General features: G+C 61.7%; 10 protein-coding genes. 3 read left to right on the forward strand and 7 right to left on the reverse strand.

Annotated elements, in window-relative coordinates; genetic code table 11:
- Nucleotides 1-24: 24 nt before the first annotated feature.
- From ACQ4W4_RS23135 to nosZ, 6 genes are read right to left on the reverse strand one after another with little or no spacing between them, the layout of a single operon-like run.
- Nucleotides 25-546, reverse strand: coding sequence for a nitrous oxide reductase accessory protein NosL (locus ACQ4W4_RS23135; protein WP_099760590.1), 522 nt, complete (start codon nucleotides 544-546; stop codon nucleotides 25-27).
- Nucleotides 543-1,367 carry an ABC transporter permease gene (locus ACQ4W4_RS23140; protein WP_207780972.1) on the reverse strand — a complete coding sequence of 275 codons (825 nt, stop codon included), beginning with the start codon at nucleotides 1,365-1,367 and terminating at the stop codon, nucleotides 543-545. The genes ACQ4W4_RS23135 and ACQ4W4_RS23140 overlap by 4 nt, the downstream gene beginning before the upstream one ends.
- Entirely contained in the window at nucleotides 1,351-2,310 is a 960-nt protein-coding gene (locus ACQ4W4_RS23145; RefSeq protein ID WP_436543939.1) for an ABC transporter ATP-binding protein, read from the reverse strand. Before ACQ4W4_RS23145 ends, ACQ4W4_RS23140 begins: the two co-directional genes overlap by 17 nt.
- A complete protein-coding gene (locus ACQ4W4_RS23150) occupies nucleotides 2,279-3,577 on the reverse strand; it encodes a nitrous oxide reductase family maturation protein NosD (protein ID WP_436543974.1) in 1,299 nt (432 codons plus the stop codon). Before ACQ4W4_RS23150 ends, ACQ4W4_RS23145 begins: the two co-directional genes overlap by 32 nt.
- Nucleotides 3,577-5,754 carry a 4Fe-4S binding protein gene (locus ACQ4W4_RS23155; protein ID WP_436543940.1) on the reverse strand — a complete coding sequence of 726 codons (2,178 nt, stop codon included), beginning with the start codon at nucleotides 5,752-5,754 and terminating at the stop codon, nucleotides 3,577-3,579. Before ACQ4W4_RS23155 ends, ACQ4W4_RS23150 begins: the two co-directional genes overlap by 1 nt.
- A gap of 53 nt (nucleotides 5,755-5,807) precedes the next feature.
- Nucleotides 5,808-7,721, reverse strand: a complete 1,914-nt coding sequence (gene nosZ, locus ACQ4W4_RS23160; protein WP_034748840.1) for a TAT-dependent nitrous-oxide reductase — start codon at nucleotides 7,719-7,721, stop codon at nucleotides 5,808-5,810.
- Nucleotides 7,722-8,024: 303 nt separating this feature from the next.
- Between nosZ and ACQ4W4_RS23165 the strand changes: the two genes are divergently transcribed.
- Nucleotides 8,025-8,867 (forward strand): DMT family transporter, encoded by an 843-nt coding sequence (locus ACQ4W4_RS23165; protein ID WP_436543975.1) that lies wholly within the window; start codon nucleotides 8,025-8,027, stop codon nucleotides 8,865-8,867.
- 50 nt (nucleotides 8,868-8,917) lie between these two features.
- Nucleotides 8,918-9,853 carry a UDP-3-O-acyl-N-acetylglucosamine deacetylase gene (gene lpxC / locus ACQ4W4_RS23170; RefSeq protein ID WP_436543941.1) on the forward strand — a complete coding sequence of 312 codons (936 nt, stop codon included), beginning with the start codon at nucleotides 8,918-8,920 and terminating at the stop codon, nucleotides 9,851-9,853.
- A 109-nt stretch (nucleotides 9,854-9,962) separates the two neighbouring features.
- On the opposite strand, the gene ACQ4W4_RS23175 is transcribed toward lpxC, so the two are convergent.
- A complete protein-coding gene (locus ACQ4W4_RS23175) occupies nucleotides 9,963-10,472 on the reverse strand; it encodes a DciA family protein (RefSeq protein ID WP_436543942.1) in 510 nt (169 codons plus the stop codon).
- A 279-nt stretch (nucleotides 10,473-10,751) separates the two neighbouring features.
- On the opposite strand from ACQ4W4_RS23175, the gene secA reads away from it, so the two are divergent.
- Nucleotides 10,752-13,523, forward strand: a complete 2,772-nt coding sequence (gene secA, locus ACQ4W4_RS23180; RefSeq protein ID WP_121668506.1) for a preprotein translocase subunit SecA — start codon at nucleotides 10,752-10,754, stop codon at nucleotides 13,521-13,523.
- Nucleotides 13,524-13,553 lie beyond the last annotated feature (30 nt).

The following is a 13,553-nucleotide window of genomic DNA, read 5'->3' on the forward strand; positions in this document are numbered from 1 at the left end:
AATGCCGGCCCAGGCGGTGGTGCTTCAATGCGCCATGGCGTGCGTCGGCATGGCGCCGCTGGCTTCGTTCAGCAGGGCCGGCGTGATCTGCTTGAAGCGCAGCACGCGGCCGCCTTCCTTGCGAACAAACGCTTCCGCGTCTACCTGCCGGCTGAACGAGGCGATGGCCGGGCCCATCGAACCCTGCGCCTTGCTGCCTAATACATAGAGCGCGTCGTGTGCCCCGATCCAGTGGCCTTGCGGCTGTTGCCAGTTGGCGCTGCCCATGTCCTGCACGTAGAAGGCGCTGGTGGCGCGACGCTGTTCCGGCGCCAGCATTTCGCCGAGCAGTTCTTTTACGTCACAGAAGTAGCTGGTCTTGCCGTCGGCGAAGCGAACCTGCGCTTTCGGCCCAGGGAAGTCGCGCAGCAGCATGCCGTCCAGCGCACACGCGGCTTCGTCGGACGGATCAATGGCTGGCAGGTTGGTGGCGCTGTACGTGCAGGCGGCCAGCGCAAGGGTGGCCAGTGTGGCCAGTGCGCTCCTGCGCAGGTGGAAAATAGTCATGAAAATCTCCTGAGTGCGATAGAAAACGGTAAAAAAATCCAGGCCAGCATCACGCCCGACAGCAGCGCCGGGTGGGTCCAGCCTTGCGGCATCACGGTGGCCAGGCCATACATGGCTTGCGCCTGGTCCGAGCTGAACACGTTCAGCAGGCGAAATACGTCGGCCGGGTTCAGCATCAGCATGGCGGCGAACAGGCCGCTACCGAGCTGGCCCTGGCTGAGCACCATCACCCCCATCAGCAGCAGGTCGAACACCAGCACGAACAGGAACCACAGCGCCAGTGCAATGCCGCTGGCGCGGACGCGGTCGCGGGTGCTGACCGATACCAGCATGGCAATGCTGAGGAAGGCCAGTCCCATCAGCACGGCGCTGGCGACGAATTGGGCGTAGCGCCAGCCCTCGGCCACAGTCAGTTGCGAGAACAGCGGCAGCAGGCCGGCGCCAAAGCCGATCGCAGTGGCGCTGGTGAGCGCCGCCGCCAGGCCGAGATATTTTCCGAGCAGCACTTCCAGCGGCGTCACCGGCATCGACAGCAGTAGTTCCAGCGTGCCGCGCTCACGCTCGCCGACAATCGCGTCATAGCCGAGTATCAGCGCGATCAGCGGCACCAGATAGATCACCAGGCTGGACAGGCTGGCGATAGTGGCGTCGATGCCGTGGAAACCAACCTGTCCCTGCTGGGCTGCGCCGAAGTAGGCGATGGCCAGCGCGAAGAAGGCAAACACCAGCGCCACGGCCAGCACCCAGCGGTTGCGCAGCCGGTCACGCCATTCTTTTGCGGCCAGCACGCCGACCTGGCGCCATTCAATGCGTGCGCGCATGGGTGCCTCCGTAGCCGAGAAATACTTGTTCCAGTGTCGATTCCTGAATCGCGATGTCGTCGGCGCAAGCAGCCAGCTGGCGCAGCACCGCCATCTTGTCGGCCCTGGCGCAGCGCACGCGCAGCTGTTCGCCATGCACCTCCAGCGCCAGCTCCAGCTCCAGCGGCAACGCGGCCAGCGCCACGCGCACGCCCGCCTGCAGCGCAGGCGCAATCGTGGCGGTAATGGTCAGCATCCGGGGCGCATGGGTACCCGTCCGCAGCTGCCTCAGCGTGCCTTGCGCGGCCACCGTGCCGCCTTGCATGATGAGCAGCTGGTCGACCCGGTGCTCGATCTCTGCCAGGATGTGCGAGGTGATGACGATGGTGGCGCCGCGTTCCTGCGCGGTGCGCAAGATGGCGTAAAAGTCGGCGATGCCTTGCGGGTCCAATCCGTTGGTCGGCTCATCGAGGAAGATCAGGTCCGGCTCGCCCAGCAGAGCCTGCGCCAGGCCGAGCCGCTGGCGCATGCCCTTGGAGTACGCCTGTACCGGCCGCGCGGCGGCATGCGTCAGGCCCACCAGGTCGAGCAACGGTGCGCAAGCAGCGCGCGCAATGTGCTTCAAGTCCGCAAAAAAGTGCAGTACTTCCTGGCCACTCAGGTTATCGTAGGTGAGAAAACTTTCCGGCAGATAGCCGACGCGCCGGCGCGTCTGGCGAAAGGCAGGTTCGGCCGCGTTCTGGCCCAGTACGTGCAGCGTGCCGGCGCAGGGCGTGATCAGACCGAGCATCAGCTTGAATAGCGTGCTCTTGCCGGCGCCATTGTGGCCGATCAGGCCGAACATGGCGCCATGGGCGATGTCAAAGCTGACGTCCTGCAGCACCGTGAGCGCGCCGTAGCGATGCCGGATGCCGCGCAGGCTGACGGCGGCTTCAGTTGTATTCGATGCGGGGAGCGATGTCATTCCATTTCTTCCAATTCTGTGAGAGCGGGCGCATGCGCGGATGGCGGTCGACTACGCTTGGCGCGCGCAGCAGCGGAAACTGACGCGCGGCAAAGCGCAGCGTCTGCAGCGCGGGGCTGGCGCCGAGCAGCTTGAGCAGCGGGTATTGCCAGTTCAGACGGTCAACCAGGTCGTTCGCTTCATACGCCACGTCACCCTGGCCGTCGCCGTTCTGGTCCCAGCCGTTGTAATTGCTCCAGTAGTTGCCTTCCTGTTTGCCCCATTCGACATCGCGCGCGGCAACAAAGCGCACCTGCTCCTGGTTGCCGATGAAGTCGTTGCCATCGACTTGGTTGTTCGACGAGCCGGCCGACAGGTGCACGCCGGTGCGGTTATTGATGATCAGGTTGTGGCGCAGCGTGTTGTACTCGGCGTCATAGATGAAAAAACCACGGTCGTTGCCGGCCACCACGTTGTCTTCGATCAGCGAGTCCTGGATGGTGCGCAGCATGATGCCGTGATCGGTATTGCCCCACGCGATATTGCGGCGCACGGTCAGGCTGCGCACCTCCATCAGCGCCAGCCCGGCCCGGCTCAGATATACCTCGTTGTCTTCCCAGATACTGTGGTGGGTGTTCATGTAGTGCGTGCCGTAGCGGACATGGTGGATGCGGTTGTGGCGAAATTGCGCGTCGCGCGAAACGTCGACATAGATGCCGTCGCGCGTGCCGCTGATTTCGTTGCCGGTGACGCGCGCTCCGCGCGTGTCGTACACCTGGATGCCATTGCCGCGCTGCGCCGATTGCAGGTCGCGCCGGCCGGTGATGGTGTTGTTCAGCAAGCGCGCATCGTCAACGCCTTGCAGCCAGATGCCGAACAGGTTGGCGACCAGTCGACAGTTGTTGATCTGCACGCGATGCGCGCCAGGCACGATGTAAATGCCGGCGTTCTGCGCAGTGAGGTCCGCGCCGCTGTCGATCACGATCAGGCCGATCAGGGTGACGTCGGGGGCGGTGATGCGGATGGTGTCGCCGTGTCCTCGGCCGCTGATGGTGGGGTGGCCGCGCCCTTGCAGCGTCAGCGCCTTGTCGACCAGCACGTGTTCGTTATATCTGCCGGGTGCGATCAGCAGTGTGTCGCCTTTCTGCGCACTGGCGATGGCCGCATTGATCGACGTGCCCGGCGCCACTTCCAGCACGGCGGCGGCCAGGCTCGGCCCATAGCCGGCCAGTATGAGTGCCAGCACCAGCGCGCGCATCAGCGCCAGCAGGGCGGAAGGCGCCAACATCATGCGTCTTCCTTGCCTTGCGACGGCAGCGTTGAGCGCAAGCTGTCGAGCGTAAGGAAGTAGCCGTCGGCGCCGATACGCGTCAGCGCTTCGCCCTTGGCAGCGCGCCGCTTGCGCTCTTTCACCAGGGGGGGACAGGCGTGATCGTCGTAGTACATCACCATGCAGTCCAGGCACAGCATGCATTCCATCTGATCGATTTTGCCTTGGCTGTCGATGGCGTGCGAGCCGCAACCGGCGGCGCAGGCGTGGCAGCTGGTGCATTCTGCCTTGCGCTTCAGACCGAACAGACGGAACTTGCCGGGCAGCGCCAGGCCCGCGCCCATCGGGCACAGGTATTTGCAGTAGGGGCGCTCGCTGAACAGCGACAGGCCCAGAATGGCGCCGATAAAGAGCCAGAATGGCCAGCTGCGGTTCCATACGCCGACCAGGAAAGTGGTCTTGAAGGGTTCGATTTCGGCCAGATGTTCGGCCGTCTCCATTGAGAACATGGATACGCCGATCAGGCCGAAGAAGATGGCGTACTTCAGCCAGCGCAGCTTGTCGTGCAGTGGTTTTGGCAGCAGTTTCTGCCAGCGTTTCAGGCCGATGGCGGAACCGAGTTTCAGCATCAGGTGCTGCAGCGAGCCGAATGGACATAACCAGCCGCAGAACAGGCCGCGTCCCCAGATCAGCACCGTGATGATGATGAACCACCAGAACAAAAAGATGAACGGATCGGACAGGAACAGCTCCCAGCGCCATTGATGGATCAGCGAATGGAGCCAGGTCATGATCTGCGTGATGCTGGGCTGCGCCTTCAGGTAGAAACCGATGAAGCCGGCGCTGATGAGCCACAGCACCAGCCGCGGCCAGCTGATCAAAGGCTTGTGCTTGCGCGTCGATGCACGCACCAGCCGGTCGCGTCGTGCGTACCAGATGGCGGTAAACAACAGGGTGGCGACGAAGAAGCCGATTTGCGGAATCCGGTCCAGCCAGATGTTTTGCCACGCCGGGCGCGCCGTCACCACTTTCGGATGGCCGCCTTCCAGATAGCGGGCCGGCAGCCAGTATGTCTGGTCGTAGTGGGTGAAGGTCTTGGCGCCCTTGGCGTCCAACTGATTGACCAGCAGCGTCAGCGTCCAGGGCCACGCCGGATTGAAGTGTTTCGAGCGGACGATGAAGATGCCCGATTCGCGGTATTGGGGCACATCGCCGGGCTGCAGGTGATACAGATTGAGATAGTCGGTATCGCGGAAGGTGTAGGTTTCAGGATCTTGCCGCACCTGGATGCGGTCGTAGATGCCGCCGCGCACAAAGCCCGAGCCCTTGAACGACGTCTGGCCGATGGCGATGACGAAGATCGCATGCTCGTCCGGCTTGAGGTCGCGCATCAGGCGCTGGTAGTTGTCCTCGCCCAGCAGGCTGTTGCCCAGCGTCGGCGTGTTGAGGTAGCCGAAGTAGAGATCGATGTAGTCGCCGCGTGCGCTGTCGGCGCCGACTTCGCGCGCGGTGATCGTCAGGCGGCCGACCGAGCCCTCGTCGGCCAGCTTGCCCCAGTTGAGGCGCTCGTCGAGCGGCGTGAAGCGGGCTGGCGGCCGCGCCGCCGCAGTGAAGATGCCGACCTGGCGGCCGATCTCATAGGCGCTGCGGGAAATTACCTGGTTCTCGGCGATGGCCGTCACGGTGGCGCCGCTGATCGCGTCCAATCCCACGCTGCCATCGCCGCCACGGCCAATTTCTAGCCTGGCGTCACCGCGCAGGCCGACATATTGTCCGATGAACTTGAGCAGCGCCGATTCCGGTATGCCGGCCAGCAGGATCGGTTCGGAATGCTTGATCACGCGCACGCCGGTAATGATGCCTGCGGTGTCCATGCCGATCAGTGTAATGACCGGCTTGCCGGAATAGGCGGGAATGTCCACCACGTCGGTTGACAGGAAAACGTAGCCAACGAGCTTGCCGTCGGCGTCCAGCGCTTGCACATAGCGTGGAGAACCCATGCGCTGCGAGAAGCGCTGCGCTTGCGGCATCACGTCGCGGCAGGCGGCATGCGCGCACAGGTCGGCGCCGTGCAACAGTTCGGAGGAAAGTTCAGCGTCGTAGATGTTGGCGGCGGCGATGGGCGGCGCCAGCATAGCCAGTAACATCAAGCACGACGCCAGCGAATTGAACAAGGTTTTTAAAGTAGTCGTCATGAGAATATGCCATGCCGGCTGACGCATCAGCCGGCATGGACTTGCGGGACAACTCAGGCTTCAACCAGGAAACGGCTACGCATTTCCAGATGCAGGGCGTGGCAGAAGTGCGTGCAATACAACCAGAACGCACCGGCGTGATCGGCCTTGAAAGTGACCGACTTGGTTTCCTGCGGATTGACGATAAAGTTGATGTTGTAGGTCGGGATGGCGCAACCGTGGGTCAAATCTTCGACCTTGTCGTAGTTGGTCAGGGTGAGCGTGACTTCATCGCCTTTTTTGACCTTGATGACCGGCATGCTGAACGCCGGCGCTTGCGACATCAGACGCACATGCACCTTGTTGCCCTTGCGCTCGATGCCGGCGTTTTCCGGCGTGACGGCATTCGGGAAGTCGGTCATGGTGTGGATCTGGCGCGTCTTGACCACGTCGCGGCGCACGATAATGCCATCGTGCGGTTCCGGGTAGGCAGTGTGATCGGCTATCAGCTTCATGCTGGCGCCGCTGATGTCCACCAACTGTTCGGTTTCAGGATGCAGCGGGCCGACTGGCAGGAAGCGGTCCTTGGAGAACTTGTTGCCGGAGTTGAGGTATTTGCCGTCAGCTTCCCTGGTCTCACCCATCGATGAGTAGTTATGGCCCGGCTGGTAGTGCACGTCCAGCTTCTCGATGATGACCTTGGCGTTTTTGTCGCCCTTGAACTGGGCAATGGCTGCATCCACATTCCATTTGACGGCTTGGCTGTCGAGGAACAGCGAGGTATAGGCGTTGCCCCTGCCGTCGAAGGCGGTGTGCAGCGGGCCGAGGCCGATTTCCGGTTCGGCCACCACGGTGTCGCGCGGATCCTTGACGTTACCGTCGAACCACTGCAGCACCTTGCTCAATTCAATCACGGTGGCGGTCGGCGACAGCTTGCCGGAGCAGACGAAGTATTTTCCGTCCGGGCTGGCGTTGACGCCATGCGGGTTCTTGCTGACCGGGACGTACAGCGAGATCGCGCTTTTCGGATCGGCGTTGGCAGCCTTGCGGCCATCGACCACGGGGACCTTGGAACTGCCGATGGTGGTGAACTTGCCTGCCTTGACGAGGGCCTCGACGCGTTCGATATGCAGGAACACGCAGGCATCGCGCTCGGCCGCCATCATGCCGTTCAGGTCGGCGGCGTTTTCCACGTTGTACTGGTTGCAGGCGGCCAGCTTGCCGTCGTACGAGGTGGCGCACAGATCCATATTGCCGTCAACGCGCACCTGCCACATCACTTCCATGGTCTCTGCGCTGACGCAGCTGAACAGCGCACCCCACTTGTCCGGATTGTCCAGGTCGCGGCCGTCGTTCGGCAGGGGGATATGGAATTCGGCGCCGCAGAACACGCGGGTGGTGTAGTCAATCTTCTGGTCGACCGGATCGCGCTTGTCAGGGAACAGGCCGTGGAAGCCGGCCACATTCGGCAGTTCGGTGATCTTGTCGCATTCCATGGTGTCCATGCGGATGCGCGCCACGCGTGAATGCAGCTTGTCGTTGATGAACAGCCAGCGGCCGTCATACGTGCCGTTCTTGTAGCTGCCGTGGACGTGGTGGGTGTCGCCGGTGATGTATTTCAGCGTGCCGTCGGGCTTGGTGCCGATGATGGCTTTCGATTCATTGGTAATACCCCAGCCGACCATGCAATCGACGTTGAACACCGGGATGCGCTTGAGTGTGCGCCCGGAAGGCAGGCCGAGCACCCGCGCTTCGCCCGAATGGCCGGAACTGATGAAAGCATAGTAGTCGTCCAGCTGGCCTGGCGCGATCTCGGTGCCGTGGTGTGCGGCCGGTGCGGCAGCGCTCTTGCCGCCGGCGGCAGCTTCCTCCTTGCAGCCGGCCAGGCCCAGCGTGACGCCTGCCAGGCCCAGCGCGGCGCTCTTGCCGAGAAAGCCGCGGCGGCTCGACGGCGTGTCGTTGGTGGTATCTATCTTCTTGCTGTCCATCTCTCGTTCTCCATCGTTGCAAAATTATAAACAAGCATTTTACATACATCTTTTAAAAAAACGATGACGTAGATCAAGCATTTCAGGCACCGCCGCCGCGATTGCGGCAGTACTTGATCCAGGCACTGTTTTCGTCGTCGCCCCTGATGAGCTGGCCGGCTTGCTATAATCAATCCCGGCAGCGCCTCCGCTGTGCTGGCTCCGGACGTCGCCATAATGACGTTCCCAGTGGTCCGCCCCGGACCGGTCGTCAAGGAGCTTTCCCTGTCTTCTCGTCAAGAAAATCTGCACAGCATCTATGCGATGCTGATTGCGGTCGCCATGTTCTCGTGCATGGATACCGCCATGAAGCTGCTGTCTGCCCATTATCCCGCCACGCAGGTCACGGCGATGCGCTCGCTCAGTTCGTTGCCACTGCTGTGCGGCTACATGCTGTACCGCGGTGCGTTCAAGGGCATCTTCCGCATACGCTGGCCAATGCACCTGTTGCGCGCCGCACTCGGCATCGCCATGCTGACCACTTTTGCCTTCGGGCTGAAGTCGCTGTCGCTGGCCGAGGCATATTCGATCTTCTTCATCGCGCCGGCTTTGATCACGGCGCTGTCGGTGTGGGTGCTGAAGGAGCACGTGGGCCGCGGGCAGTGGGTGGCGATTGGCGTCGGCCTGCTGGGCGTGCTGGTGGTGCTGCGCCCTGAAGGCACCGGCTTCCTGTCGCTGGGCGGGCTGGCGATTCTGGTGGCAGCTGCCTGCTACGCCGTGTCGGCCATCAGCGCGCGCGTGCTGGCGCGCACCGACAGCACCGAGGCGATGATGTTCTGGCTGTTGACGCTGATGTCGATTGGCGCAGTAACGCTGGCGTGGAATATCTGGGTGCCTGTGCGTGCCGAACATGGCTCGACCTTGATGGTGCTGGCGCTGTCAGGCTTCTTCGGGCAGTTGGCGATCACCAAGGCCTTCAGCACCGGCAAGGCGTCAATCGTGGCGCCGTTCGAGTACACGGCGCTGGCCTGGGGCGTGGCGATAGACTGGCTGCTATGGCAGGCGCTGCCGGATCGCTATACCTTGCTTGGCGCGGGGATCATTATCGCCAGCGGCATCTACCTGGTGCGGCGCGAGGCCGTGCATGTGGAAAGTGAGCATCCCTAGCATTTCTTTGCCGGTCAGCATTCCACGCCGCAACTGGATATAATCGTGCCATGTTAAAACAACGCACCATCAAACAACAGGTCCGCACCATCGGTGTCGGTTTGCACTCTGGCACCAAGGTCGAGCTGACCTTGCGTCCTGCCGCGATCGACACGGGCATCGTGTTTCGCCGCATCGACCTCGATCCCATCGTCGAGTTTCCCGCCAGCGCCATGGCCGTGGGCGATACGCGCATGGCTTCCGTGCTGATCAAGGATGGCGCCAGGGTGTCTACCGTGGAACATCTGATGTCGGCCGCGGCCGGCCTGGGCATCGACAATATGGTAATCGACGTGAATGCGGAAGAAATTCCCATCATGGACGGTTCCGCTTCGTCCTTCGTCTACCTGCTGCAGCAGGCCGGCGTGGAAGAGCAGCAGGCGCCGAAGAAATTCATCAAGGTCATCAAGCCCGTGGAAGTGCGTCAAGGCAAGGGCGACGCGGAAAAATGGGCGCGCCTGTCGCCGTATGACGGCTTCAAGCTCGACTTCTTCATCGAATTCAATCATCCGGCCGTCGATGGCACGATGCAGCGCGCCTCGGTCGACTTCGGCGACGTGTCGTATGTGCACGACGTGGCGCGCGCGCGCACCTTCGGTTTCATGCAGGACGTGGAAAGCTTGCGCGGCATGGGCCTGGCGCGCGGCGGTTCGCTGGAAAACGCCATCGTCATGGACGAATACCGCATCTTGAATGCAGATGGCTTGCGCTATGAAGACGAGTTCGTGCGCCACAAGATCCTCGACGCCATCGGCGACCTGTATCTGGTGGGCCATCCCCTGCTGGCCTATTACACGGCACACAAGTCCGGCCACGCGCTGAACAACCAGCTGCTGCTGGCGCTGCTGGAACAGCCGGAAGCGTATGAAATCGTCTCGTTCGCCACGAACGAGGCGGCGCCGCAGTCGTATCTCCGTCAAATGGAGCGCGAGTGGTCTTTGACGTAGGTCGGATTAGGCCGCAGGCCGTAATCCGACAACCCCGCAGGCGCCAACAATGTTGTCGGATTACGGCCCGAAGGGCCTAATCCGACCTACGTGCTGCCGCCTGGCGTTGCTAATCTTTAGGTTCGCGGTGATGGCGGACCATGTTTCGCAGCGCCGCGATTAGCTGTTCGTTCTGCTTCGATGCCGGCAGGGCCGTGCTCAGCTCTTCCAGGGCCGACATGGCTTTTTCCGGCAAGACCAGCGCCCGCGTATGCACGATGGGCGCGATGCTCTTGATGACTTGCACTTTCAGCTTGATGCCTGAAATCTGCCAGCCCTTTCTTTCCAGCTCCCCTTGCAGTTTCGGCAATTGCTGCTTGAGTTTGGCCGCCAGCGCCGCGTTCGGCGTGGCCAGCACGAGCTGGCCGCCTTCGAATTGCAGGATGTCGCAATGCTCGAACATCGCCGGCAAGGCCTTGGCGCAATCTTTTTGCAGGGCGGCCAGGCGCGTGACGGTGGGCATCAGGGAAGCCATCGTCGCGTTGCCGCGCAGAAAATCGGTTGCCCCCGTTGCGGCCGGGCCGGAACGGGCAAAGCCGTAGCCGCAGCGCGGTGCCGGAGAATAAGTGGGAGTTCGCATGGCCGAAACATAGCACACTCGCCCGCGCATGACGAGTGCGGCGGCGGGTGCGGCGCAGGCGGGCAGGCCGTATTGCCTTACAGCATGGGAAATGTCCGCAATTTCTGCCATTTGTTTGTCATTAAGCTATTGTTATATGGTGCATTACCCCAACCTTGGCGGGAACGCATGATAAAATCATCGTCTTTTGCCATAGTCGAACTCCGTGCGGTGACGCGATACCTACCTCGTTGTTCCCTACCGAGCTTTTTTTAACGGCGTTTTTTCAAGAATTCAAGCATGTCATTACTGACCCAGATTTTCGGTAGCCGCAACCAGCGGCTGCTCAAGCAATACCAAAAAACGGTACGCGAGATCAATGCGCTCGAGCCGGCCATCGAAAAGCTGTCGGATGCCGAGCTGCAAGCGAAAACGCCTGCCTTCAAGGAACGCATCGCCGCTGGCGAATCGCTCGATGCCTTGTTGCCGGAAGCCTTTGCCGTTTGCCGCGAGGCCAGCAAGCGCGTTCTGCGCATGCGCCATTTCGATGTGCAGATGATCGGCGGTATGGTCTTGCATTTCGGTAAGATCGCGGAGATGGGCACGGGCGAGGGCAAGACCCTGATGGCAACGTTGCCAGCCTACCTGAACGCCTTGTCGGGCAAGGGCGTGCATATCGTCACCGTCAATGATTACCTGGCGCAGCGCGATGCGGAGACCATGGGCCGCCTGTATGCGTGGCTGGGCTTGTCGACGGGCGTGAACATGTCGCAGATGGAGCACAGCGCCAAGCAGCAGGCGTACAACTCCGACATCACGTATGGCACGAACAATGAATTCGGTTTCGACTTCTTGCGCGACAATATGGTCTACGAAGCGCGCGAGCGCGTGCAGCGCAGCCTGAACTTCGGCATCGTCGATGAAGTCGACTCGATTCTGATCGATGAGGCGCGTACGCCGTTGATCATTTCGGGCCAGGCCGAGAACCATACGGACCTGTATCACAAGATCAATGAACTGCCTGCGCGCCTGACCCTGCAGATCGGCGAAGAAACGCCGGACGGCAAGGGCAAGGTTGAAGTGCCGGGCGACTACACCAAGGATGAAAAAGCGCACCAGGTGCTGCTGACGGAAGCCGGCCACGAAAAGGCCGAAGGCATCCTGATGGAAATGGGCCTGCTGCCGGAAGGCGCGTCGCTGTACGATTCGGCCAACATCACCCTCGTGCACCACCTGTATGCGGCCCTGCGCGCGCATGCGCTGTACTTCAAGGATCAGCACTATGTGGTGCAGAACAATGAAGTGGTGATCGTCGATGAATTCACGGGCCGTCTGATGACGGGCCGCCGCTGGTCCGATGGCCTGCACCAGGCCGTCGAAGCGAAAGAAGGCGTCAAGATCCAGAACGAGAACCAGACCCTGGCCTCGATCACCTTCCAGAACTACTTCCGCATGTACGCCAAGCTGGCCGGCATGACCGGTACGGCCGATACCGAAGCGTACGAATTCCAGGAAATCTACGGTCTGGAAACGGTCGTGATCCCGCAAAACCGTCCGTTGCAGCGCAAGGACCGCCAGGATCAGGTCTACAAATCGTCGGCGGAAAAATACAACGCGATGTTGAACGACATCCGCGACTGCTACGAGCGCGGCCAGCCCGTGCTGGTAGGCACGACCTCGATCGAGAACTCGGAACTGCTGTCGGGCATCCTGACCAAGGCCGGTTTGCCGCACAACGTGCTGAACGCGAAACAGCATGCGCGCGAAGCGGAAATCATCGCCCAGGCGGGCCGTCCGAAAGCCATCACCATCGCCACCAACATGGCCGGCCGCGGTACGGACATCGTGTTGGGCGGTAACGTCGAAAACCAGATCAAGTTCATCGAAGCCAATGCTGAACTGAGCGACGCCGACAAGGCCGCCCAGTCGCAGACCCTGCGCGATGAATGGCAATCCTTGCACGACCACGTGGTCAATGCGGGCGGCTTGCACATCATCGGCACCGAACGCCACGAATCGCGCCGCGTCGACAATCAGCTGCGTGGCCGTGCCGGCCGCCAGGGCGATCCGGGTTCGTCGCGCTTCTACCTGTCGCTCGACGACGCGCTGCTGCGCATCTTCGCCGGCGACCGCGTGCGCGCCGTGATGGACCGTTTGAAAATGCCGGAAGGCGAACCGATCGAGGCAGGTATCGTCTCGCGTTCGATCGAATCGGCCCAGCGCAAGGTGGAAGCGCGCAACTTCGACATCCGCAAGCAATTGCTGGAATACGATGACGTCGCCAACGACCAGCGCAAGGTCATCTACCAGCAGCGTAACGAGCTGCTGGAAACGACCGATATTTCCGAGATGATCGGCTCGCTGCGCCATGGCGTGTTCACCGACCTGGTGCACGAGTACGTGCCGCGCGAATCGGTGGAAGAGCAGTGGGATATCAAGGGCCTGGAAAACACCCTGGCCAGCGAATGGCAGCTCGACCTGCCGCTGCAGCAAATGCTGGAAGCCGATTCGACGCTGACGGACGAAGAGATCCTGGAAAAAGTGCTGGCCGCGGCCGATGCCGTGTACCAGTCGAAGATCGATATCGTCGGCAAGGAATCGTTTGGCGGCTTCGAGCGCAATGTCATGCTGCAAAGCGTGGACAGCCACTGGCGCGAACACCTGGCGGCGCTCGATCACCTGCGCCAGGGTATTCACCTGCGCGGTTATGCGCAGAAGAACCCGAAACAGGAATACAAGCGCGAAGCGTTTGAACTGTTTGGCCAGATGCTCGACATGATCAAGAACGACGTCACGAAGCACGTGATGACGGTGCGTATCCAGTCGCGCGAAGAAGTCGATGCGGCCGAACAGGCGATGCAGCAGTCGCACGTGGAAAACGTGCACTATCAGCACGCCGAATTCGATCCGAACGCGGCGCCGGAAGAACTGCTGGCGCCGACGGCTGGCGACAGCAACGATCAGTATGTCGACGACATGAGCGTGAGCATGGGCGTCAAGGTCGGCCGCAACGATCCATGCCCTTGCGGCAGCGGCAAGAAGTACAAGGCTTGCCACGGCAAGCTGGCTTAAGCGCGGTTTGTCAGCGTGAACAAAAAACGG

Origin of the sequence: Janthinobacterium glycogeni (assembly GCF_051380725.1) — a bacterium.
Classification (GTDB): Bacteria; Pseudomonadota; Gammaproteobacteria; order Burkholderiales; family Burkholderiaceae_D; genus Janthinobacterium.